A 23,122-nucleotide genomic window follows, 5' to 3' on the forward strand; every position below is an offset into this window, starting at 1 on the left:
TCTGAGCGTATACTCTCGGCGTATAGTCGGCCGCATGACGGTGCCGCTGACTCTTCTGGGGCTTCTCGAACGTGAGCCCAGCCATGGCTACGACCTCAAGCGCGACTACGACGCGTTCTTCGGGCGCGACAAGCCCCTTTCCTTCGGCCAGGTCTACTCGACGCTGAGCCGGCTCGCCCGCGACGGCAAGGTCGTGATCAGCGATCCCGAGGCGGGCGCCGGCCCCGACCGCAAGCGTTACGTCATCACCGATTCCGGGGCGACCGAGGTCGACGCCTGGCTCACCGAACCGGTCGCCCCCGAGCCCCACCTGCAGACGGTGCTGTTCGCCAAGGTGACCCTGTCGCTGCTGCTGGGCCGCCCGGCCGAGCACTACCTGGACACCCAGCGCGCCGCCCACATGCAGCGCATGCGCGAGCTGACCACGGTCAAGCGCTCCGGCAACCTCGTCGACTCGCTGCTCGCCGACCACGCCATGTTCCACATCGAGGCCGACCTGCGCTGGATCGACCTGACCGCGGCCCGCCTCGACGCCCTCGCCCGGGAGGTCCGGCAATGACGATCCTCGAGGCCCGCGACGTCCACCTCTCGTTCGGCCGCACACCCGCCCTGCGCGGCGCCGATCTGCGGCTGGCCGAGGGCGAGATCCTCGCCGTCATGGGGCCCAGCGGCTCCGGCAAGTCCACCCTGCTGCACTGCCTGGCCGGCATTCTCGTGCCCGACTCCGGCGAGGTCCACTTCGAGGGGCAGCGCATCGACCGGCTCGGCGAGACCGGCCGCAGCGCCCTGCGCCGCGACCGATTCGGCTTCGTGTTCCAGTTCGGACAATTGGTGCCCGAGCTGAGCGCCGAAGAGAACGTCGCGCTTCCCCTCCTGCTCTCGGGCGTGCGGCGATCGAAGGCGACCGCCGAGGCCCGGGTCTGGCTCGACCGGCTGGGCCTCGACGGGCTGGCCGGCCGCACCTCGGGCGAGCTCTCCGGCGGCCAGGCCCAACGCGTTGCGCTGGCCCGCGGTCTCGTCGCCCGCCCGCGGGTGCTGTTCGCCGACGAGCCCACCGGCGCGCTCGACTCGCTCACCGGCGAGCAGGTCATGGATCTGCTGGTCGGCTCGGCGCGCGAGGCGGGCACGGCGGTGGTGCTCGTGACGCACGAGCCCCGCGTGGCCGCGTACGCGGACCGCGAGGTCGTCGTGCGCGACGGCCGGGTGCTGGCGCTCACCGCAGAGCCCGTCGCATGATCCGCTTCGGTCTGCGTCTCACGCTGGCGGGGGGTCGTGAGGCGCTGGTACGGCTGGCGGTCATCGCGGTCGCGATGGCGCTCGGGGTCGGCATGCTGGTGGCCGCGCTGGCCGGGCTGAGCGGGGTCACCAGCCAGAACGACCGCTACGGCTGGGCCAACTCGACCGTCGAGGCCGGCCCCGACCCGCTGTGGTGGCAGCTGCGGATCGACGGCTTCGACGCGCGCACGATCGGCCGGGTCGACCTGGCCGCCACCGGCCCGCAATCGCCCGTGCCGCCGGGTCTGCCCCGGCTGCCCGGCCCCGGCGAATACTTCGCGTCCCCGGCCCTGGCCGAGCTGATCGCAGCCACTCCCCCGGCCGAGCTGGCCGACCGCTACCCCGGCCGCCTCGCCGGCACCGTCGGCGACGAGGCCCTGCCCTCGCCCGACTCGCTGGTCGCCGTGGTCGGCTACTCCCCCACCGAACTGTCCCAGCGCCCCGGCGTGCGGCGGGTCGGCACCATCTCGACGGTCGCGCCGACCGATTGCCCCGGCGGTTGCTGGGCAGGCATACCCACCTCCGGGCTGCAGCTGGTGCTGGGCGTGGTGGCCGCCGCGCTCATCTTCCCGCTGGTCATCCTGGTCGGCACCACCACGCGCCTCGCCGCCACCCGCCGCGAGCAGCGTTTCGCGGCGATGCGCCTGGTCGGCGCGACACCGCAGCAGGTCGGCGTCGTCGCAGCGGTGGAAGCAATGGTCTCCGCGATCGCCGGCACCGCCGCCGGTCTCGTCCTGTTCCTCGCCTTCCGCGACGCCCTGGCCGCGCTCCCGTTCACCGGCGCGCCCATGTTCCCGGCCGACCTGGCGCTCAGCCCGCCGCTGGCGCTCGGCGTCGCCTTCGGCGTCCCCCTGCTGGCCGCTGTGGCCGCGCTGGTCGCGCTTCGGCGCGTACGGGTGTCGCCGCTGGGCATAGCCCGCCGGGCCGCCGCCCGTCCGCCGCGCGCCTGGCGCGTCGTGCCGCTGCTCGCCGGTCTGGCCGAGCTCTCGTACTTCGTGGGCCGCCGGCCGTCCACGACGGACGGTCAGATCGTGGCCTACCTGTCCGGCATCCTCATCGTGATGATCGGTCTGATGGTGGCCGGGCCGTGGCTGACCATGGCCGTCGCCCGCATCGCCGCCCGCCGCGCGAACGGCACGGCCGGGCTGATCGCGGCCCGCCGCCTGGCCGGCAACCCCCAGGCCGGCTTCCGCTCGGTCAGTGGCCTGGTGATCGCGCTGTTCGTCATGACGGTCGCGGTCGGCATCATGGGCTCCCTGAACGCGGACAGGGCGAAAGAGCTGGCTGCCACCGGCAGCGCCGAAAGTTCGGTGCTGCACACCATCTTCCGCGACGGCCTGCCCGCCCCGACCGGCGATCCGGTGCCGGCCGCTTTGAGGAGCCAATCGGGCGTACGGGAAATCGCCGTGACCCGGCGCCCGCCGGCCGACCAGCCGCCACCGCGGGAGCCGCTCGGCGAGTGGGGCTGGCCCACGACGCTCGCGTCCTGCGCCGACCTGGCCGTCATGGCCACCAACGGCCGTTGCGCTCCCGGCGCGACGACGGCGTGGGTCTACAACGGACTGCAGGGTCCCGACGGCTGGAACGGCGTCTGGCCCACGGCCGACGTCCCCGCCGACCGCCTGCCCAGCCTCGCGGTCGACTCGATCGTGACGTACACAGACGGCACGCGGGCCGCGATCGAGCGCGCCCGCACCACGCTCGCCCTCGCCCATCCCATGATGTATTCGCCGTACACCGACGCCGAGTGGAACGCCGAGTCCACCCGCACCTTCGCCGGCTGGCAGCGCCTGGCCGACGTGGTCGTGCTGGCCAGCCTGGCCATCGCCGGGTGCAGCCTGGCGGTGGGCGTCGCCGCCGGCCTGAGCGAGCGCAAGCGCCCGTTCAGCATGCTCCGCCTGGCCGGCGTCCCGCTGCGCACGCTGCGCCGCGTGGTGGCCCTGGAAAGCGTGACCCCCCTGCTTGCCGCGGCCGCGGTGGCCCTGGGCGCCGGTCTGCTCGCGGCGCACCTGTTCCTGCGCGCGCAGGAGGAGATCTCGCTGCACCCACCGGCCCTGTCGTTCTACGCGACCGTGCTGGGCGGCATCGCGGCCTCCCTCGCCGTCATCAGCCTGACCCTGCCCCTGCTGCGCCAGATCACCGGCCCGGAGGCCGCCCGCAACGACTAACCGATGTGCGCTTCCACGGCCGTGACGACGGGGGCCAGGTCGGCCTCGCCGATCGCGCCGTCGGGCCGGAACGGCAACCGCGCCAGCCGTCCGACGCCGGCGGCCCAGATGGTGCGCTCCTCGGGCGCGGGCGTGTGCAGCTCGGTCCGCTCGCCACAACCGGGACAGGCGAAGTACGCCATGTTCTCGACCCCGCCCAGCACCGGAGTCCGGACCGAACGCAACACCTCGAGCGTCCGCCCGGTGTCCAGATGTGAGACCTCGGCCGGCGTCACCACCAGGATCGTCGTCACCCGCCCGGCGCCGGACAGCACGCCCTGCTGCGTGAAGTTGGCGCCGGGCGGCAGATCCACCACCAGCACCTCGACGTCGCCCCAGTTCGTCTCGTGGAGAAGCCGGCCGAGCAGGAGATCGCTCAGATCCGTGCCGAGCGCGAGCCCCTGACTCCCGGCCAGCAGAAACCCGGCCGAGGCGACCTTGAGCCCGTCCACCTCGACCGCTTCCAGCCCCGCGTCGCGCCCGTCCCGCGTCCACCGCGCCAACGTCACCGACCGGGCCGGCACATCCCGCCGGATGCCCAGCATGCGCGGCACATCGGGCCCAGCGATGTCGGCATCGACCAGCCCGGCTCTGCGCCCGCTGCGAGCCAGCTGCCGCCCGAGCGCCACCGCGACACTCGTCTTCCCGACGCCACCCTTGCCACTGGCCACAGCGATGATCGGCACTTGCGGAACGGAAGCGGGTTCACCCATCAACCAACCGTACTGACACGCTTGCTGACCCGGCGACAGTCCGGTACCCGACAGATCCGCCAACGGCCGGCTGACGTACTGCACCGTGGCGCGGTAGGAGGGAGACAGCGGTGATCGAAGCTGCGGACGGTATCGAGATCGCGGGCCTCGTCGGTGAATGGGCCGGCGCGCTCGTGTCGGTCGTCGGCGTGGCGGTGGCCGTCTGGGCGGCTCGCCGAGCCCCTGGTCATGCCCACTCCTCCGCACCCCCGGCCCCGCGCGTGTCTCCCCGCCATCCGGACGAACGGGCACTCGGAACTGGCCGTGGATGATCGCCGGCCTGACCGGGATGATCGCCGGCGGCTTCCTCCTCATCCATCAGGACTCCGTTGATCGCACCACCCAGAGGGCCCTGATTCTGGTGTTCCGAACAGCACGGATCGACCTCGATCGCGATCATGCGAAAGCGGGCCAGACCGTCGTGGTGCGGGGCTATCACCTCGACCGATACGCGCCGTTCAAGCTCGATCTGATCCTGGGCACGTTCTATCCGATCGGGAAGCCCAACGCCCGTCCTGCGGCTACGAACGAAGCTCAGACGGACGGCGACGGCGCCTTCATCGAAGAGATCGTCGTCCCGGCCGATCCACCGCTGGGCACCGGCTGGGTCCGATTCAGCTACGCCTCGTTGTCGGGGCCGACATTCGAGGAGAAGCTCTCGATCGTCATGTGACGGCGTCGTAGATGGTGGCCGCGCGAGCCTCCAGCGGCCCGGCGGGCACGTCGACGATCGCGAAGCCCGCCTCCCGGTAGGCCTGTTCGTGGACCCGCTCGAAGGCCAGGGACTCCTCGAAGGTGATGCGACGAGCCGCCGTCGGCCGGACGAAGCCCTGGTTACGGACGAAGAACACGGCCGGCTCGTACACGCGCTCCACCCGTATCCGGTCGAGCTCGGCGAGCAGCTCCGGCGGCGGGTCGACACCGAGGAAGCGGCTCAACGCCAGCGTGCACACCGGTGATCGGTCGAAGAAGGTGATGCCGTCGCCGGCCCTCAGCTGCCGCCGGTGCTGGAGTTCCACTATGCGCTCGATGAAGGCCGGGGCCTGCCACGGTTCCTCGACGCCCAGCGCCTGCTGCAGCGCGATGACGTCGGTGGCGGCCTCCTCGACGACCGCGAACCCGGCGGTCTCGAGCCGGCGCAGAACGGCCGTTTTTCCCGAACCCGGGGCGCCGGTGAGCACGTGTCTCGGCATGGGGCCAAGCTTTCCGTGGCGTCGCCGGGGCCGACAGCCCTCGCCGCGGCAGAACTCGGTCGCCTCCCCCGGGAGAACGAGCCGCTGCACGGTTGAACCGGCGTCGATGGGATACTTCCGGGGTTCGTGACCGCTTGAGACAACGGGGGACCGCGGCCTGATGGTTGCCTTTGAGCTGGCTGTTCAGGATGCGCACGGGCTGGCTGTGGCGGCGCGGCTCCCGGTGGACCGGATCGAGCTCTGTTCGGCGCTGCCGCTGGGTGGGGTGACGCCGTCGCTGGGGTTCGTCGAGGCGGCCGTGGGCACGCCGGGCATGCCGCCGGTGCACGTGCTGGTGCGGCCACGGCCCGGCGGTTTCGACTACGACCCGGCCGAGGCGGCGACGATCCTCTCCGACGTACGCCATGTCGTGCGCGCCGGCGCGGCCGGGGTGGTCGTGGGGGGCGTACGCGGGGGAAAGATCGACAACGAGCTCACCGCCCGCGTGGTGGAAGCGGCCGGTGGGGCTGACGTGACGTTCCACCGCGCGTTCGACACGGTCGACGACCCGTACGCGGGGTTGGACGAACTCGTCCGGCTCGGCGTGCGGCGAATCCTGACTTCGGCCGGGGCCGCCCAGGTCGCCGACGCGCTGCCCGCGCTCGCCGCGCTGGTGGCGGCCGCGGCCGGGCGCATCGAGATCATGGCCGGGGGCGGGGTACACCCCGGCGTGGTCGAGAAGATCGTGGCCACCGGCGTCCCGGCCGTGCACGCCTCGGCCAAGCGGACCGTCCGCGACGCGGTGGGCGTTTCGCTGGGCACCGCCGACAGTTCCGGACGCGAGACGACCGACGGGAACGAGGCCGGCCGCATCATCGAGGTCCTGCGCACGCCGGCCGGATAGCGCAACCCGCTCACTTTTCCGGCGCGGAGGGCTACTACTTCGCCGAGCCGGCGCCCGCCTTCGACCTGGTCGGCACGCCCGGCCACGCCGGCGGTGCGTGAACCGCCGAACCGGCCGGGTCAGCGGGCCAGGTCGTGGCGGCGGTGGGTGAGCTTCTCGGCCAGCCAGACGGGCAGCAGGCGGCGGGCCGGGAAGACCAGCGCGGCGTTGCTGCCCACGGCGTACCGCTGGCGGGGCTTGTCCTTCTCGATCGCGGCGACGATCGTGGCGGCGACCTGCCCGGCCGAGGCGCCGGCGGCCTCGTTGCGGTTGAGGGCGGCCAGCATGCGCTCGTAGTCGCGGCGATGCGGCGAGTCGGGCTCGATGTAGCTGGTGCGGCGCTCGCTGATGCCCGTGCTGATGGCGCCCGGCTCGACCGTCGTGAACCACACGCCGTACGGGGAGAACTCGTGCCTTGCCCCGTTGCTGAAGCCCTTGATGGCGGCCTTGGTGGCGACGTACGACGAGCGGTAGGCCAACGGGAACGAGGCGAGCATCGAGCCGACCATCACGACGCGCCCGTAGCCCCGCTCCCGCATGCCGGGCAGGGTCAACTGCGTCAGCCGTACGGGACCCAGGACGTTGACCTGGAACAGCCGGCGCAGCGCGTCGCCCGGCAGCTCCTCGAACGGCCCGGACTGGCTCTCGCCGGCGTTGTTGACCAGGATGTCGACGGTCTTGACGCGCTCGGCCAGCGCCTCGATCGACTCGGGCTCGGTGAGATCCAGCGGCAGATATTCGACACCCGGCCGGGGCGCCACGGTTTCCGGGTGCCGGCTGGTGCCGAGCACCCGGTAGCCGCGGGCGGCGAGCGCAGTCGCCGTGGCCAGGCCGATGCCGGACGAGGCGCCGGTGACCAACGCAGTTCTCATGCGCGAAACCCTATCGGGCCGCGGTGCTCCCCTCGATCGAGGCGGCGGGGCGTGCGGGCTGTTCGGAGGGTGAGTGGGCCCGGAGCTCAGCCAGGAGTCCGTCGCGGTCGGTCAGGACGGCGCCGAGGATGCGACGGCCCGCGGCCAGCAGGTCGGCGACGTCGGGGGTGCTCAGCGCGTACATGACCAGGCCGGCGTCGCGGAAGGAGACGACGACGCCGGTGCGGCGCAGGACGGCCAGTTGCTGGGACAGGTTGGACGGCTCGACGTCGATCTCGGCGAGCAGGTCGCGGACCGGGCGCGGGCCGGACTGCAGCAGTTCGAGCACGCGGATGCGTACGGGATGGCCCAGCGTGCGAAACATCTCGGCCTTGGCCTGATAGAGCGGCACGGACATCGACATCTCCCCCACTCCGAACGCGTGCCGACCACCTCAGGGGGCGCCGGACGGGCCCTGCCAATAAACAATTGTCCAGGTGTCGAATTGCAGAAGTCTTCAATTCCGGGCGTAGTCGTTCTTATCTTCGGAGCCGGGCTCGCGTCCATGACGCACAGTGTGTCCGATCGATATTCACCACCATCGGCCATGCTCGTTCCACGACCACGGAAGGAGCACACGCGGAATGGCCGACATGGACGTGGCACTCAAGGACGCGCTGCAGCTGGACGGCGCACTCGCGGTGGCGATCGTGGACTGGAACAGCGGAATGGCGCTCGCCACGGCGGGCGGCGGCTTCGGCTTCGACGTCTCCGTCGCGGCGGCGGCCAACACCGAAGTGCTACGGGCCAAATTGCGTACGCTCGACATGCTCGGCCTTCGCGAGGGAGTCGAGGACATTCTGGTGACGCTCGACTCGCAGTATCACCTGATCCGCCCGATCACCGCTCCGGACGGCGGCGGCCTGTTCCTCTATCTCGCCCTCAACCGGGATCGCGCCAACCTGGCGATGGCGCGGCACCGGCTACGGATCATCGAGCGGCAGTTGGAGATCTGAACCCGGCGATCAGCGCGCCCAGCGTGCGGGCCAGGCGGGGCTCGACGTCGACGACCGCGTGGGCCAGCTCGGGCTGGGACTTGTAGAACTCCCGCAACCGCGTGCCCGGCGCCGCCATCTGCCAGAAAGCTCCGGCCAGGCCCGCCGCCGTCGCCACGACGTCGTACGCCTGCTGCTCGGTCAAGCCCTCGCGGCTGCTCAGATCACCGGCGACGGCCCGGACAGCAGCCAGCGACGCCAGCTTGTAGACCCGGACGGACTCGAAGGACACGTTGCGCTCGAGGTTGAGCGGGATGTGCGCGAGCAGATCGCAGAACAGCGGCCGGGACACGAACGACCGGGCCAGCACAGCCTCGGGCGGGGCCGATTCCCAGGACGACCGGACGTCGTCGGTCCACTCGCGCCAGCACTCCGCGGCCAGCGCCAGGAAGATCTGCTCGCGCGTCTCGAAGTAGCGCAGCATCGCCGACTTGTGCATGCCGACCTCGGCCGCCACATCGGTCAGCGTCACCTCGCGGACGCTGCGGGCGGTGGCCAGGGTGCGGGCGGCGTCGAGGATCGCCCGTTCACGTTGCTGCTTGGCCTCGGCGCTGCGGGCACGGGTAGCGGACATCACATCTCCATCTTACACAACGCCGTTGCGGTATTAACGAAACGGCGTTTCACTAAAGCCATGACACAGACATGGTTCATCACCGGATCGTCGCGGGGCTTCGGCGCCGCTCTCGCTCGCGCCGCCCTCGAGGCGGGCGACCAGGTCGTCGCCACGGCGCGGAAGCCCGCCGACCTCGACGAGCTCGTCGCCGCGTACGGAAAAAGGGTTTTGCCGGTCGCTCTCGACGTGACCGATCGGGACGCGGCCCGTGCCGCGGTCGAGCAGGCCGTCGAACAGTTCGGGCGCATCGACGTGGTGGTCAACAACGCCGGCTACGCCAACGTGGGGCCGATCGAGACCACCGACGAGGACGACTTCCGCCGGCAGTTCGACACCAACTTCTGGGGTGTCTATCACGTGACCCGGGCCGTGCTGCCGGTGCTCAAGAAGCAGGGCTCGGGCACGATCGTGCAGTTCTCCTCGGTCGGCGGGCGGGTCGGCGGAACGCCGGGGCTCGGCTCGTACCAGGCGGCCAAGTTCGCCGTCGACGGCTTCACCCGGGTGCTGGCGACCGAGACGGCGCCGCTGGGCATCCGCACCCTCGTGGTCGAGCCGAGCGGCTTCGCCACCGACTGGGCGGGCTCGTCGATGAGCGTCCACGACATCCCGGCGGAGTACGCCGGCACGGTCGGCCTCGTGGCGGGCGGCGGCGCGGGCCGGTCGGCCAACCTGGTCGCGGGTGACCCGGCCCGGGCCGGCGAGATCCTGGTGCGGGTGGTCAAGCGGGAGCACCTGCCCACCCACCTGCCGATCGGCGTCAACGCGGTCGAGATGTCCCGGGCGTACTCGGCCCGGCAGATCGCCGAGGTCGACGAGTGGGCCGCGGTCGGCCGCTCCGCCGACTTCGCCGAGCCCTACCCGGCGACCTACCCGCAGGACTGACCGACGTTGTCCACAGGCCCGCGACGCCACCCCGCGATCATGAACGGATCCGCGTAGCGTGCTGGACGTGAGCCGCTTCGTCGAAGGTGTCGTCGCCAACGCCGGTCGTGCCCGCACGGGCATGGTCACCGGCGAGCCCAGTCAGCCCGTCCGTCGTTCGTGGAGCGACCTGCACGACCACGCCCGCCGCATCGCCGGCGGCCTGATCGCGAGCGGGCTGCGTCCGGGCCGGGCAGTGGCGGTGCTGGCCGGTCTGCCGGCCGAGATCGCCCCGGTGGCGCAGGGCGTGTGGCTGGCCGGCGGCAGCATGACGATGCTGCACCAGCCCACCCCGCGCACCGACCTCGCGGTCTGGCGCGACGACACGCTGCGCGTGCTGCGGATGATCGACGCCCAGTCCGTCGTGGTCGGTGCGCCGTTCGAACAGATGGCGCCGGCCCTCGACGCGTACGGCATCAGGCACTTCTCCCCCGCCGAGCTCAGCGCGGCCCCGCCGGCCGACCCGGTGCCGATCGACGACGACAGCCCGGCGCTGCTGCAGCTCACCAGCGGTTCCACGGCCGAGCCCAAGGCCGTGCGCATCACCCACCGCAACCTGTACGCCAACCTGACCGACGCCGGCGAGCACCTGAGCTGCGGCGAAGACGGCGTGATGGTGTCGTGGCTGCCCATGTTCCACGACATGGGCATGATCGGCTGCCTGGCGCTGCCCATGCTGAGCGGGCTCGAGCTGGTCAGCGTGACCCCGGCCGACTTCCTGGGCCGGCCGCTGCTCTGGGCCGAGTTGCTGAGCCGCTACGGCGGCACGATCACCACCGCCCCCAACTTCGCCTGGGCCGTGCTGGCTCGCCAGCTGGCCCGGGTCGAGCCGGGCCAGCTCGACCTGTCGAAGCTGCGCGTGGCGTGCAACGGCGCCGAGCCGATCGACCCGGCCACGATGCGCGCGTTCGTCCAGGTCGCCGCGCGATTCGGCTTCGACCCGGGCGCCGTCAACTGCTGCTACGGCGCGGCCGAAAGCACGCTCGTCATCTCCCTGTCCGGCGTGGCCGACCCGATGCAGCTCGACCACGTCGACGCCGCCGCCCTCGAGCGGGACAACCTGGCGACGGCGGCGGCTGCGAATCCGACGGGCGCGGTGCGCGAGATCCCGATGCTGGGCCGGCCGTTCCCCAGTGTCGAGGTGCGGGTGGTCGACGACGAGGGCAAGCCGCTCGGCGACAGGCAGGTGGGCCGCCTGCAACTGCGCGGGGAATCGGTGACCGACGGCTACCTCACGCCCGACGGCTGGGAGCCGGCGCGCGACGCCGACGGCTGGCTCGACATCGGCGACGAGGGCTACGTGGCCGACGGGCAGATCGTCGTCTGCGGCCGCCGCAAAGACGTGATCATCATGGGTGGACGCAACATCTACCCCACCGACATCGAACGCGCGGCCGCCACGGTCCCCGGCGTCCGCGAGGGCAACGTGGCCGCCGTCCGGATTCTGGCTGGTGACGGCGTGGCCCGCGAGTCGTTCGCCGTGCTGGCCGAGTCCCGTCAGGCAGGCGACGAGGCCGCCGCGGCCCAGATGGCCCGTGAGGTCACCGCCCGCGTGGTCTCCGAGATCGACGCCCGCCCGGCCGCCGTCCGCATCCTGCCACCGGGTTCCCTGCCGAAAACCCCTTCCGGCAAACTCCGCCGAGCCGCGGCCAGGGCCCTGCTTGCCGGTCAGTAGGGCAACCGACCGCCCGATCGGCGTCGCTTCCGTCAAACGACGACCAGACCGGCCCTGAGGGCGACCCGCCAAACGATCGGCGTCGCACACGCCCAGCCACGACCGGGAACCGGCCTTCAACGCGACCGCCACACAACCGGCGCCTTCAACGCGACCGGCCGCCCGCCCGATCGGCGTCGCCGATGTCCAGCGGCGACCGGGCGCGGCGGCCCGGCTGGTGTGAAACCGTGCACTTGCTGTTGCCGGCGTCCGGCTGGGCGGTTTGGCTGGGGCATGGCGCTGATCTCGTACGACAGTGTGGACGCGGCGGCGTTCGAGGCCGACCGGCATCTGAGTGCTGACGCCCTGGGCGGGTGGCGTGACGCGATCGGCCGGCACTTCGACCCCCGGCCGGGAACGCGGATTCTCGACCTCGGGTGCGGCACCGGCACTTGGGCCCGGGCCTTTCGGACGTGGTGGCCGGGCGTCGACGTCCTGGCGGTCGAGCCCTCGCCGGCGATGCGCGACCGTGCGGTCTTTCAGCCGATCGCGCCCGGCACGGCCGACAACCTGCCGTTCCCGGACGCCGGCCTCGACGGGGTCTGGCTCTCCACGGTGATCCATCATGTTCCCGACCTCGCGGCGGCGGCCCGGGAGATCCGTCGCGTGCTGAAGCCCGACGCACCGGTGATGATCCGATCGGTGTTCCGGGGCCGGCACCACGCGATCAGCCTGTTCCACTGGTTTCCCGAGGCAATTGGCGTGCTCGACCGCTATCCCACCGTCAGCGAGGTCGAGGCGGCGTTCGCCATCACCGGCCTGGCAACCGTGGGATGTGAGCCGGTCCCGCAAGTCACCGCCCCATCTTTGGCCCACGCTGCGGCCTCGCTGCGACGCGAAGCGCACACTCCGCTCCAGCTGATCAGCGACCACGCCTACGAGGCCGGCGTGGCGCGGCTGCGGGAGGCGGCGCGGACCCAGGCCGGACCGGTCGTCGACGCCCTCGACCTGCTGGTGCTGCGCTGAACGGCGCCACCAGCAGACCGGCATCCCCTGCCGGTGCTGCGCTGAGCGCGCCGCCAGCAGAACGGTATCCCCTGCCGGTGCTGCGATGAGCGCTCCGCCAGCGAACGCTGCACGAGACGGCACCGCCAGAGCGGATGCTGCACTGAAAGCGGCGCCTGCCGGCGCTGTGCCGAGCGGCGGCGTCTGCGGGGATCTGCGCTGAAAGGCGGCACCTGCGGGGGCGCTGCACTGAAAGCGGCGCCTCCGGGGGCGCTGCACTCAAAGACGGCACCTGCGGGGACGCTGCACTCAAAGGCGGCACCTCCGCGGATGCTGGACTGAAAGGCGGCGCCTCCGGGGATGCTGTGCTGGACGGTGCGGTCGGCTGCCGGTCTTGCGTGACTCCGCGGCTGCCGCAACAAATGGCAACCGCTTGCCAGTGGGCGGGGGCGGCAGCGTGCAATTGCGGGGTGACGTCTGTGGGTACCGACGAGACTGCGCTGGCTACTGAGCGCGTGGCGGAGCAACTGCGGGGGGTCGGGCGGCTGGGGGTGGCGTTCTCGGGCGGGGTCGACTCGTCGGTTCTGCTGGCGCTCGCGGTCGGCGCTCTGGGGGCCGACCGCGTGGTGGCCGTTCTCGGGGTCTCGCCCAGCCTGGCCGCCGACGAGCGGGCCGCCGCGCATCGAGTGGCCCGGCGGATCGGGGCGGTGGTGGTCGAGGTCGAGACGCGCGAGGGTGAGCGGGAGGCCTACCGCGCCAACGGGCCCGACCGGTGTTTCCACTGCAAGGACGAGCTCTTCACGCGCATCGGGGCCGACGTGGCGCAGCGGCATCGGCTGGACGCGGTGGCGTACGGCGAGAACGCCGACGACGTGCGGCGGCCCGATCGGCCGGGGGCGCGGGCGGCCGCCGAGCACCGGGTGCTGACTCCGCTCGCCGTCGCGGGGCTCGACAAGGCGGCCGTCCGTCGGATCGCGCGTGCCCTCGACCTGCCGTGTGCCGACAAGCCGGCGGCGCCGTGCCTGGCCTCGCGCATTCCGCACCACCAGATCGTCAGTCCTCGCAAGCTCGGCCAGGTGGAGCGGGCCGAGGCGGCGCTGCGGCGGCTCGGGTTCGGCGATCTTCGCGTACGCCATCACGGGGACATCGCCCGGATCGAGCTCCCGGCCGGCGATCTCGTGCGGGCGGCGAGCGAGCCGCTGCGAGAGCTGGTGCACCGGGCCGTCATCGAGGCCGGCTTCCGCTTCGTCACCCTCGATCTGGCCGGCATCCAGTCCGGCGCGTTCACCGGCGCCTACCTGCGCGAAGACCAGCCGTCGCCGAGCGCGAGGCCGGAAACGAAACCCACCGCGAGGCCGGAGACGAAGCCCACCGCGGGGCCGGAGACGAAGCCCACCGCAAGGCCGGAAACGAAGCCCACCGCGGGGCCGGAGACGAAGCCCACCGCAAGGCCGGAAACGAAGCCCACCGCGGGGCCGGAGGTGAAGTCGACCAGAAGGCCGGAAACGGAGCCGGACGCAAGGATGGAAACGAAGCCGGACGCAACGCCGGAAACGAGGCCGGAAGCAGAGCCGGCACGGACCGAACCGGAAGCAGAGGCTGAGCCCGCTCGATGACAGACACCCGACCCGACCTGGCCTCCTACGCCGACCTGGATCTGGACCGGGCGCAACGCCGCGGCTATCCGGAGGCCGTCTTCTGCGCGGGCAAGACCCCGGAACAGGTCGCCGGCATCGCGACCGCCGTGAAGGACCGGCCCGACGTGGTCACCCTCTTCACCCGTGCCACCGACAGCCACGCCGCAGCAGTCCGAAGCGTGCTGCCCGACGCCCGGCACGACCCCGTGGCGGGCCTGCTCGCGTGGCCCCCTGAGCCCCCGGAGCCCACCGGTGGACGGGTCGTCGTGGTCGCCGCCGGCACGTCCGACCTGCCCGTCGCCCGGGAGGCGGCCCTGTCCGCGCAGTATCTGGGCCGCCGCACCGAGCTGATCGTCGACGTCGGCGTGGCCGGCCTGCACCGCATCCTCAAGCACGTCGACCTGCTGCGCAGCGCCCGGGCCGTCGTGGTCGTGGCCGGCATGGACGGCGCCCTGCCCGGCGTGGTCGCCGGCCTGATCCCGGCGCCCGTCGTCGCCGTGCCCACCTCGGTCGGCTACGGCGCCGCCTTCGAGGGGCTGGCGGCCCTGCTGACCATGCTCAACGCGTGCGCCCCGGGAGTGGCCGTGGTCAACATCGACAACGGCTACGGGGCGGGGCACCTCGCCGCTCAGATCGCGGCGCCGGCGTGACGCGGCACGCGTGGATCGACGCTTCGGCCGGGATCGCGGGCGACATGCTGCTGGGGGCGCTGCTCGATGCGGGCGCGTCGCTCGGGGCGGTGCAGTCCGCGGTGGATGCCGTGTCGGGTGGGACGGTCCGGATCCGTACGCGGGAAGTGACCCGCGGCGGCCTGCGGGCGCTCAAGGCCGAGGTGGAACCCCTCGCCGGCGATCCGCCCCACCGCACCTGGCACGACATCCGCGGCCTGCTGAAGAACGCGGACAAGGCCGCCGCCGTCTTCCGCCGCCTGGCCGAGGCCGAGGGCCGCGTGCACGGCATCGAGGCCGACGACGTGCACTTCCACGAGGTGGGCGCGCTGGACGCCATCGCCGACGTGGTCGGGTGCTGCGCGGCCCTGGACGACCTGGGCGTCACCACCGTCTCGGCCGGGCCGGTGGCGCTGGGCTCGGGCACCGTGCGATCCCGGCACGGCCGCCTGCCGGTGCCCGCGCCCGCCGTGGCCGAGCTGGCCAAGGGCTGGCAGGTCTCGGCCGGCGGCGACGGCGAGCTGGCCACGCCGACCGGGCTCGCCCTGCTGCGCACCTACGCCCACGCCTGCGAGCCGCTGCCGCCGATGACGCTCGACCTGGTCGGGGTCGGGGCCGGCGCCCGCGATCCGGCGGGGCACGCCAATGTCGTCCGGGTGCTGGTCGGCGCCGCGGAAGGGGGCACCGCCACCGAGCCGGAGAAGACGGAGCAGACGGCGGTGCTGCTCGAGGCCAACGTCGACGATCTCGATCCGCGGTTGTGGCCGGGGATCCTGGCGGCGCTGCTGCACCGGGGCGCGTCGGACGCGTGGCTGGTGCCGATCGTGATGAAGAAGGGCCGCCCGGCCCACACGCTGAGCGTGCTCTGCCCGCCGGCGCTGGCCGACACGCTGCGCGAGCAGATCTTCCGGGACACCAGCACGCTCGGGATCCGCCACAGCCCGTACGGGAAGGTGGCTCTGGACCGGGGTTTCGCCGACGTGACCGTGGGCGACACCCGCGTGGTGGTCAAGGTCGCCCACCGCGACGGGGTCATCCTGCAGGTCATGCCCGAGTTCGAGGACGTCGCCGCGCTGGCCCGCCGCCAGGACAGGCCGGAGCGGCTCGTCCTCCAGGACGCCCTGGCCGCCGCGCTGGACGCCGGTCTGGTCGTGGGAGCCGAGCTAGCCGTGCACCTCCGACCCTCGTAGCAGGCTCTCGGTCCCGGCGATCAGCTCGGTGTCGCCGTCGAGCTCGGGTGCCAGCAGGGTGAGGACGTCACGGACCGAACCCGCGCTGGAGACGTACGGCGCCGCGCCCGCATCCGCGACCGGCGCTCCGGAACCACGCAGGTGGTCGATCCACGCCGCCAGGATCCGCGCGGAACCGGTCGCCCGGCGGCCGGCCTTCCGTTCGGCGCGCAGCACCGGAAGCACCCGGATCGGGATCTTCTGCGAGCCGTCGGCGGCGATCTGGGCCAGGGTGTGGCGGATGCGCGGGTTGGCGAAGCGCTCGATCAGCGCCGCGCGGTAGGCGGTGAGCTCGTCCGCGGGCAGGGGCACGTGCCGGCACGCCTCGTCCCACCACTCGTCGAGCCAGGCGCGGCACTGCGGGTCGGCCACGGCGGCGGCCACCGTCTCGTGGCCGAGCGCGCTGCCGGCGTACGCCAGCAGGGAATGCCCGCCGTTGAGCAGCAGCAGCTTGCGGGTCTCGTGCGGCACCACGTCGTCGACGAAGCGGGCGCCGCCCCGCTCCCAGGCCGGGCGACCCGCGGGGAACTCGCCGCTGAGGATCCACTCGGTGTACGGCTCGGTGATGACCGGCACGGCGTCGGCGCCACCCACCTCGCGTACGTCGGCGGGTGTCGTCCGAGGGGTGATGCGGTCGACCATCGTGGCCACGAAGGAGACGTTGCCGGTGATCCACTCGTCGAGCGCCGGATCGAGGCGGGCGGCCAGGTCGTGGACCACGCGGGCGGTCACCTCGCCGTTGCCGGGCAGGTTGTCGCACGAGACGACGGCGATCGGGCCGGAACCGGCCAGCCGGCGCGCGGAGAGCCCGGCGACGAGGCGGTCCGCGACGACGCCGTCGGGAGCGTAGGCGGCCTCGGTCATGGTGATCGTCACGACCGCGACGGCCGGATCGGCGACCAGCGAACGCCACGTGGCGGCGTCGCTGCCGGGATACGCGGCCACCACCGAGGTCTGCACCTGAAGATCGTCGGAGTCGGGTCCCCGTACGACGAGGGTGTAGCGCCCGTCCTGCCGGGTCAGCGTCTCGGCCAGCCCGGCCGAGCGCCCGGTGAAGGCGGCGATCCCCCACTCGTCGTCGAAGCCGGTGTACCAGGCCTGGTGGGCGCGGAAGAAACCGCCGAGCCCGAGGTGGACGATGCGGACGGCTCTCACAGCTTGAACACCTCGCGCGGCTGGGTGACGACCAGGCCGGTCAGGGTGTCCAGGGCCTCGTCCTCGTCGAGGCGGTGCTCGGCGACCAGACCGGCCAGGAAACCGGCGTCGAGGCGACGGGACATGTCGTGGCGGGCCGGGATCGAGCAGAACGCCCGGGTGTCGTCGATGAAGCCGGACAGCCGGCTGAACCCGGCGATCTCGGTGACCGCCTGCTGGTAGCGGCGGATCTCGCTCGGATTGTCGAGAAACCACCACGGCGCTCCGGCGTACACCGAGGGGTAGAACCCGGCCAGCGGCGCGATCTCGCGGCTGTAGACGTCCGGGTCGACGGTGAACAGCACGAGATGCAGGTTCGGGTGGGTGCCGAAGCGGTCGAGCAGCGGCTGCAACGCCGCGGTCAGCTCGAGCGCGACCGGGATGTCGTGGCCGGTGTCGGGACCGTGGGCGGCCAGCGTGGCCGGGTGGTGGTTGCGCCAGATGCCGGGGTGCAGTGTCATCACCAGGCCGTCGTCGCAGGACATGCGGGCCATCTCGAAGGTCATGTGCCGGCGGAACGCGAGGGCCTCGCGCGGGGTGACCGTGCCGGCCAGCGCCGAGCGGTAGATGCGCTCGGCCTCGCGGATGTCGAGCGGTTCCGTACCGGCGTCGACGTGCCCGTGGTCGGCCGAGACCGCGCCGAGCGAGATGAAGTAGCGCCGCCGCTCCTCGAGCGCCGCGATGTACCCCGCGTAGTCGCCGACGTCGCCGCCGAGCTCCTTGACCAGCTCGGCCCAGCCCGGCCGGCCGGCTTCGAGGTAGCGGTCGGGCCGGAACGTCGGCGCGATGCGGGTGGCGATCGACTCGTCCTCGCGCAGCGCGCGGTGGGTGGCCAGATCGTCGGCCGGGTCGTCGGTCGTCGCCAGGAACGCGATGTCGAAACGCTCGAGGAGCGCCCGCGGCCGGTGGCTGTCCCGGCCGAGCTGCTCGGCGATCTGATCGTAAAGAGCATCGGCATTGTGCGCCGTTGGCCGTTCGCTCACCCCGAAGACGTCCGCCAAGGACGACTCGAACCAGAAACGGACGGGCGTGCCGCGCAGAAGTTGCCAATTCGCGCAGAACAACCGCCACGCCTCGCGCGCCCGCGGCTCCGGCAGCGGCCCCTCCCCCACGCCGAGGTCGGTCAGCGACACTCCGCCCGAGTGCAACAGCCGCGTCACGTAGTGATCGGGCTGGATGAACAGCGAAGCCGGGTCGACGAAGGGACGGTCGTCCAGGATCAGGCGCGGATCGACGTGCCCGTGCGGACTGATGATCGGCAGTCCCTGAACCTCGGCGTAGAGGCGGCGGGCGATCGACCGGACTCCGGGATCGGCAGGTAGGAGCCGGTCGGGGTGCAACGTCAGGGCAGCCATGCGCCCGAGCCTCATCGGCCGGACGCGGCGCTGGCAATGAGTTGCCAGTTGTTGCCGTCACGGCGCGGCAACAACTGGCAACTCGTTGCGCGCAGGTTAACGGGCGGCACAGAGTGACCCCGATCACTGCCTCCGGCTAGCAGCTCAGAGGAGACCTTTCATGAACTCGAAGAAGCTTATGGCGCTGGCCGGTGTGACGGCTCTGGCGCTGGCATCGGCCGCCTGCGGTGGCGGCGACGAAGGCGGCGGGGGCGGCGACGGCAAGACGCTGAACGTGCTGATCGCGGCCAACACCCAGTACCCCGACGAATTCGCGGCGTGGCAGAAGGACATCAGCACCAAGTTCAAGGCGGCTACCGGGGCCGAGGTGAAGTTCGAGACCTTCGCCAGCGCCAACGACGAGCTGACGAAGATCCAGACCTCGGTGGTGTCGGGCTCCGGCCCGGACGTCTACGCGGTCGGCACGACGTTCACCCCCACCGCCTACTCGACCGGCGCCTTCGTGAAGCTGGGCGACGAGGAGTGGAACAAGATCGGCGGCAAGGACAAGTTCAACCCGGCCACGCTCGGCATCTCGGGACCCGACGAGCAGAACCAGGTCGGCATCCCGTGGGTCAGCCGGCCGTTCGTCATGGCCTACAACACCGACATGCTCAAGGCGGCCGGCATCGACAAACCGGCGACCACCTGGGACGAGCTGGGTCAGCAGGCCAAGCAGATGACCAAGGGCGACGAGTACGGGCTGGCGATCGCCTACAAGGACAACTTCGACCCGTGGAAGTTCGTCTGGGGCATGTCCGTGCAGGCCGGCAACCCGCTGGTCGACGGCAAGACGGCCAAGCTGCAGGACCCGAAGGTGCAGAAGGCGTACGACACCTACTTCGGCTGGCTGACCCGCGACAAGGTGGTCGACCCGGCCGCCGTGGGCTGGACCAACCCGCAGGCGGTGGCCGCGTTCGCCAAGGGCAAGACCGGCTACTTCATGCTGACCACGCCGACCGCGATCAACTCGCTGGAACAGGGCGCGGTCAAGGGCAAGTGGAAGTTCGCGCTGCTGCCGACCGTGCCGCCCGGCGCGACCAGCCGCCCGTCGAACGGGGTCGAGGCGGCCAGCATCCTCTCCGGCGACAACCTGCTGGTGGCCGACTACTCCAAGAACAAGGACCTGGCCTTCGAGTACGTCAAGCTGGTGACCGACCAGGAGACGCAGCTCGACTACTACAAGAAGTTCGGCAACCTGCCGGCCAACGCGGCCGCGCTGCAGACACTGTCGTCGGACCCGCAGCTGGGCCCGGTGACCGAGGCGGCCAAGAAGTCGGTGGCCACGCCGTTCACCGGCGCCTGGGGTGACATCCAGCTCGCGCTGACCAACGTGGCCGTGCAGTCGCTGCCCGACCTGGGCAAGGGCTCGATCAGCACCCAGCAGATCGACGCCCGGATCGCCGACGCCCAGAAGTCGGCCCAGACCGCGCTGGATCGGGCCAAGTAGATGACCATCCTCGCCCGGCCGCCGGAGGAGACGACGGCCAAGAAGGAACAGCGCCGCCGGGGCGTGACCGAGCGACAGCGTCCGCTGTGGCTGCTCACGCCGGGCGGGGTCCTGATGGTCCTGGTCATCCTGATTCCGCTGGCCGTGGCCCTGTGGATCTCGCTGATCGACCTGGACCAGTACACGCTGCGCCGCTGGGTCGAGGCGCCGTTCATCGGGCTGGACAACTTCGTCGAGTCGTTCAGCTCGGGGCTGCTCAACTCGATCTGGATCAGCGTGTCGTTCGCGGTGCTCTCCACGATCGCGACCGTGCCCATCGGCATCGCGGCCGCGCTGGTCACCCAGAACAAGTACCGGGGGCGCGGCCTGGTGCGAGCGGTGTTCCTCATCCCGTACGTGTTGCCGTCGTTCGTGGTGGCGACGGTGTGGCGCACGATGCTGCAGCCGGACGGGGTCGTCAACGCCTGGCTGTCGAAGGTGGGCATCGAGGGCGGCCTGTGGCTGACCGGCCCCCGCTCGTACTGGGCGCTGATCCTGGTCGAGATCTGGGCCGCCTGGCCGTTCATCTATCTGATGGCGCTGGCCGCGCTGCAGTCGGTCGACAACGAGGTGCACGAGGCGTCAGCCGTCGACGGGGCGCCGTGGTGGCCCAAGCTGCGCCGGGTGATCCTGCCCTACCTGCGCGGGCCGGTGCTGCTGGCCTGCCTGCTGGCCACGCTCAACCACATCAACAACTTCACGTTGCCGTTCGTCCTGTTCGGGGCGCCCGCGCCGGAGGACGTCAACGTGATGCCCATGATCGTCTACGTGACCAGCTTCCAGAGCCTGCGGTTCGGGTTGAGCGCGGCCATGGCCGTGCTGTCCCTGGTGCTGATCGCCATCCCGCTGTTCGTCTATCTGCGGGCCGTGCGCCTGGACGTGCACGAGGAAGGAGCTCGGCGATGACCGACTGCACCGGAGTGAGCGAAGCAGTCGCAGGGCCAGGAGGGCACGTCCAGGAGGTACAGCAATGAGCACCTCCGCTTCCACCGAGGCCACCCGGTTGCTGCCGCGCTGGCTGCTCATCACGATGACCGCGCTGCTGGTCACGATGGTGCTGGTGCCGGTGCTCTACATCGTGCTGGCCTCGCTCAACAGCGACGTGGGCGTGGCCAGCGGCGAGTACTGGCCGAGTTCGTTCAGCCTGGACAGCTACACCCGGATCTGGACCACGGCCGACCTGTCCACCGGCATCATGAACAGCCTGATCGTCTGCGCGTTCACCGCGGTCGCCTCGGCCCTGCTGGGCACGACCACGGCGTACGTGCTGGTCCGCTACACGTTCCTCGGGCGGCTGACGATCCTGCGCGGGCTGGTCGGCCTGCAGAGCATCCCGGGCACCCTGATGCTGCTGCCGGTGTTCGTGCTGTTCTCGTCGGCCGGCAACTACCTGGGGCTTACCGTGATCGGCACCCGGTGGGGTCTGTTCGTGGCCTACCTGACGTTCGCCCTGCCGTTCTCGACCTGGGTGATGGTCACCTACCTGCGCGGGCTGCCGCGCGAACTGGAGGAGGCCGCCCGCACCGAGGGCGCCTCCACGCTGGTCATCCTATGGAAGATCATCTTCCCGCTGAGCCTGCCCGCGATCGTCGTGTCCGGCATCTTCGCGTTCCTGCTCGGGTGGAACGACGTGTTGTTCGCTTCCGTGCTCACTCGGCCGGAAACGCACACAGCCGCTGTCGCTCTGCAGATTTTCGGTTCGCAGCAGGAGGGCGGCGCGTTGCCGGTCTATTCGCAGATGATGGCCGCGGCGCTGATCTGTGCGGCCCCGGTCGTGCTGCTGTACCTGGCCTTCCAGCGCTACCTGGTGGGTGGCCTGACCGCGGGCAGCGTCAAATGAGCGAAACGCGCAACGAGCGCAGGCCGAACGGACTGCGCAACGAACGCCAGCTGAGCGAAACGCGCAACGAACGCCGACCGAACGAACCACGCAACAAGCGCCGGCTGAGCGGACCGTGCAACGGACGCCGGCTGAACGGGCCGTGCAACGGACGCCGGCTGAACGGGCCGTGCAACGGACGCCGGCTGAGCGGACCGTGCAACGGACGCCGGCTGAACGGGCCGTGCAACGGACGCCGGTCGGACGGACCGCGGAACACGGGGTGCGGGCGATGACGGCGCCGCGGGTGGCTCTGATCGGGCCCGGCACCGTGTCGGTCGTGCATCTGGCGGCGATCGAGAAGCTCGGTGCCGAACTCGCCGGCGTGTGCGACTCGTCGCGCGACCACCGCGCGTTTCTGGACGAGGTGCGGCCGGAAGTCGTCCATATCTGCACGCCGCATGACCGGCACGTGCAGATCGCGCGGGACGCCCTTGAGCGAGGCGTGCATGTTCTGCTCGAGAAGCCGGTCGCGCACACGGTCGAGCAGGCCGAGCTGCTCGTCGCGGCAGCCAAGGACCACCCGTCGGTGAAGATCGGCGTCTGCCTGCAGAACCGCTACAACCCGACCAGCCGGGCCGCCCGCGAGATCCTGCTGAGCGGCGAACTCGGGAGGGTGATCGGCGCCTCGGCCAGTGTGCTGTGGCACCGGGACGCGGCGTACTACGACGCTCGTCCGTGGCGTTCGGTGCGCGAACGGGCCGGCGGCGGCGTGCTCATCAATCAGGCCATCCACACGCTCGACCTCGTGCAGTGGCTGGTCGGCGACGTCGTCGCGGCGACCGGGCACGCCGGGCGCTACGGCGGCCTGCCCGGCGACGTCGAGGACACCGCGCACCTGATGCTCGACCACGCCGGCGGCGCGCGCAGCGTCTTCTTCGCCACGGTCACCAACGCCGTCGACTCGCCGGTGACCCTCGAGATCGTCGCCGAGCGGGGAACCCTGCTGCTGCGGGGCGACCTCACCGTCGCGTACGCCGACGGCCGCACCGAGACGATCGCCGAGCTGGCCCCCGGCGGCGCCGGGCGCTCGTACTGGGGCGCCTCGCACGAACTGCTGATCGCCGACTTCTACCGCTCGCTGAGCGACCCCGAGCCGTTCCCGATCGGGCCGCAGGAGGCGCTGGCGGCCCAGCGCCTGATCGACGAGATCTATCGAACCACCAGCTGAAGGGCACCGC

23 protein-coding genes are annotated in these 23,122 nt (G+C 71.6%); 16 read left to right on the forward strand and 7 right to left on the reverse strand.

What is annotated here, in order from left to right:
- Positions 1–34: 34 nt before the first annotated feature.
- From KXC43_RS01075 to KXC43_RS01085, 3 genes are read left to right on the forward strand one after another with little or no spacing between them, the layout of a single operon-like run.
- Positions 35–559, forward strand: coding sequence for a PadR family transcriptional regulator (locus KXC43_RS01075; RefSeq protein ID WP_221373943.1), 525 nt, complete (start codon positions 35–37; stop codon positions 557–559).
- Positions 556–1,236 carry an ABC transporter ATP-binding protein gene (locus KXC43_RS01080; RefSeq protein ID WP_221373944.1) on the forward strand — a complete coding sequence of 227 codons (681 nt, stop codon included), beginning with the start codon at positions 556–558 and terminating at the stop codon, positions 1,234–1,236. Before KXC43_RS01075 ends, KXC43_RS01080 begins: the two co-directional genes overlap by 4 nt.
- The gene (locus KXC43_RS01085) at positions 1,233–3,443 is read left to right on the forward strand and encodes an FtsX-like permease family protein (RefSeq protein ID WP_221373945.1); all 2,211 of its coding nucleotides are present in this window, start codon (positions 1,233–1,235) and stop codon (positions 3,441–3,443) included. Before KXC43_RS01080 ends, KXC43_RS01085 begins: the two co-directional genes overlap by 4 nt.
- On the opposite strand, the gene KXC43_RS01090 is transcribed toward KXC43_RS01085, so the two are convergent.
- The gene (locus KXC43_RS01090) at positions 3,440–4,195 is read right to left on the reverse strand and encodes a P-loop NTPase (protein ID WP_221373946.1); all 756 of its coding nucleotides are present in this window, start codon (positions 4,193–4,195) and stop codon (positions 3,440–3,442) included. The genes KXC43_RS01085 and KXC43_RS01090 overlap by 4 nt on opposite strands.
- Before the next feature lie 307 nt (positions 4,196–4,502).
- Between KXC43_RS01090 and KXC43_RS01095 the strand changes: the two genes are divergently transcribed.
- A complete protein-coding gene (locus KXC43_RS01095) occupies positions 4,503–4,907 on the forward strand; it encodes a hypothetical protein (protein WP_221373947.1) in 405 nt (134 codons plus the stop codon).
- Here the strand turns inward: KXC43_RS01095 and KXC43_RS01100 are convergent.
- Positions 4,900–5,427, reverse strand: coding sequence for an AAA family ATPase (locus tag KXC43_RS01100; RefSeq protein WP_221373948.1), 528 nt, complete (start codon positions 5,425–5,427; stop codon positions 4,900–4,902). The genes KXC43_RS01095 and KXC43_RS01100 overlap by 8 nt on opposite strands.
- Before the next feature lie 160 nt (positions 5,428–5,587).
- On the opposite strand from KXC43_RS01100, the gene KXC43_RS01105 reads away from it, so the two are divergent.
- Positions 5,588–6,310, forward strand: a complete 723-nt coding sequence (locus KXC43_RS01105) for a copper homeostasis protein CutC (RefSeq protein ID WP_221373949.1) — start codon at positions 5,588–5,590, stop codon at positions 6,308–6,310.
- 119 nt (positions 6,311–6,429) lie between these two features.
- On the opposite strand, the gene KXC43_RS01110 is transcribed toward KXC43_RS01105, so the two are convergent.
- Both KXC43_RS01110 and KXC43_RS01115 read right to left on the reverse strand, forming a co-directional pair.
- A complete protein-coding gene (locus KXC43_RS01110; protein ID WP_221373950.1) occupies positions 6,430–7,221 on the reverse strand; it encodes an SDR family oxidoreductase in 792 nt (263 codons plus the stop codon).
- 10 nt (positions 7,222–7,231) lie between these two features.
- Positions 7,232–7,618, reverse strand: a complete 387-nt coding sequence (locus KXC43_RS01115; RefSeq protein ID WP_221373951.1) for an ArsR/SmtB family transcription factor — start codon at positions 7,616–7,618, stop codon at positions 7,232–7,234.
- 226 nt (positions 7,619–7,844) lie between these two features.
- Between KXC43_RS01115 and KXC43_RS01120 the strand changes: the two genes are divergently transcribed.
- Positions 7,845–8,216 carry a hypothetical protein gene (locus KXC43_RS01120; protein WP_221373952.1) on the forward strand — a complete coding sequence of 124 codons (372 nt, stop codon included), beginning with the start codon at positions 7,845–7,847 and terminating at the stop codon, positions 8,214–8,216.
- On the opposite strand, the gene KXC43_RS01125 is transcribed toward KXC43_RS01120, so the two are convergent.
- A complete protein-coding gene (locus KXC43_RS01125) occupies positions 8,191–8,829 on the reverse strand; it encodes a TetR/AcrR family transcriptional regulator (protein ID WP_221373953.1) in 639 nt (212 codons plus the stop codon). The two genes, KXC43_RS01120 and KXC43_RS01125, sit on opposite strands and share 26 nt — an antisense overlap.
- Before the next feature lie 60 nt (positions 8,830–8,889).
- On the opposite strand from KXC43_RS01125, the gene KXC43_RS01130 reads away from it, so the two are divergent.
- From KXC43_RS01130 to larC, 6 genes are all read left to right on the forward strand, one after another.
- On the forward strand, positions 8,890–9,753 hold the full coding sequence (locus tag KXC43_RS01130; RefSeq protein ID WP_221373954.1) for an SDR family NAD(P)-dependent oxidoreductase: 864 nt from the start codon (positions 8,890–8,892) through the stop codon (positions 9,751–9,753).
- Positions 9,754–9,820: 67 nt separating this feature from the next.
- Positions 9,821–11,467: a fatty acyl-AMP ligase gene (locus tag KXC43_RS01135; RefSeq protein WP_221373955.1), complete on the forward strand. Its 1,647-nt coding sequence runs from the start codon at positions 9,821–9,823 to the stop codon at positions 11,465–11,467.
- A gap of 273 nt (positions 11,468–11,740) precedes the next feature.
- Complete coding sequence (locus KXC43_RS01140) at positions 11,741–12,472, forward strand: class I SAM-dependent methyltransferase (protein ID WP_221373956.1); 732 nt, start codon at positions 11,741–11,743, stop codon at positions 12,470–12,472.
- A gap of 449 nt (positions 12,473–12,921) precedes the next feature.
- The gene (larE, locus tag KXC43_RS01145) at positions 12,922–14,067 is read left to right on the forward strand and encodes an ATP-dependent sacrificial sulfur transferase LarE (protein ID WP_308128915.1); all 1,146 of its coding nucleotides are present in this window, start codon (positions 12,922–12,924) and stop codon (positions 14,065–14,067) included.
- A complete protein-coding gene (larB, locus tag KXC43_RS01150; protein ID WP_221373957.1) occupies positions 14,064–14,738 on the forward strand; it encodes a nickel pincer cofactor biosynthesis protein LarB in 675 nt (224 codons plus the stop codon). Before larE ends, larB begins: the two co-directional genes overlap by 4 nt.
- Positions 14,735–15,946, forward strand: a complete 1,212-nt coding sequence (gene larC, locus KXC43_RS01155) for a nickel pincer cofactor biosynthesis protein LarC (RefSeq protein WP_221373958.1) — start codon at positions 14,735–14,737, stop codon at positions 15,944–15,946. Before larB ends, larC begins: the two co-directional genes overlap by 4 nt.
- Here the strand turns inward: larC and KXC43_RS01160 are convergent.
- Positions 15,920–17,140, reverse strand: coding sequence for a mannitol dehydrogenase family protein (locus tag KXC43_RS01160; protein ID WP_221373959.1), 1,221 nt, complete (start codon positions 17,138–17,140; stop codon positions 15,920–15,922). The genes larC and KXC43_RS01160 overlap by 27 nt on opposite strands.
- Positions 17,137–18,534: a glucuronate isomerase gene (uxaC, locus tag KXC43_RS01165; RefSeq protein WP_221373960.1), complete on the reverse strand. Its 1,398-nt coding sequence runs from the start codon at positions 18,532–18,534 to the stop codon at positions 17,137–17,139. Before uxaC ends, KXC43_RS01160 begins: the two co-directional genes overlap by 4 nt.
- A gap of 160 nt (positions 18,535–18,694) precedes the next feature.
- On the opposite strand from uxaC, the gene KXC43_RS01170 reads away from it, so the two are divergent.
- From KXC43_RS01170 to KXC43_RS01185, 4 genes are all read left to right on the forward strand, one after another.
- Entirely contained in the window at positions 18,695–20,023 is a 1,329-nt protein-coding gene (locus KXC43_RS01170; RefSeq protein ID WP_221373961.1) for an ABC transporter substrate-binding protein, read from the forward strand.
- Positions 20,024–20,968 carry a carbohydrate ABC transporter permease gene (locus KXC43_RS01175; protein WP_221373962.1) on the forward strand — a complete coding sequence of 315 codons (945 nt, stop codon included), beginning with the start codon at positions 20,024–20,026 and terminating at the stop codon, positions 20,966–20,968. It abuts the gene before it with no gap.
- Positions 20,969–21,032: 64 nt separating this feature from the next.
- Positions 21,033–21,902, forward strand: a complete 870-nt coding sequence (locus KXC43_RS01180; protein ID WP_221373963.1) for a carbohydrate ABC transporter permease — start codon at positions 21,033–21,035, stop codon at positions 21,900–21,902.
- A 271-nt stretch (positions 21,903–22,173) separates the two neighbouring features.
- Positions 22,174–23,112, forward strand: a complete 939-nt coding sequence (locus tag KXC43_RS01185) for a Gfo/Idh/MocA family protein (protein WP_221373964.1) — start codon at positions 22,174–22,176, stop codon at positions 23,110–23,112.
- The last annotated feature ends 10 nt before the right edge of the window (positions 23,113–23,122 follow it).

Source organism: Paractinoplanes polyasparticus, from assembly GCF_019710575.1.
Taxonomy (GTDB): Bacteria; Actinomycetota; Actinomycetes; order Mycobacteriales; family Micromonosporaceae; genus Actinoplanes; species Actinoplanes polyasparticus.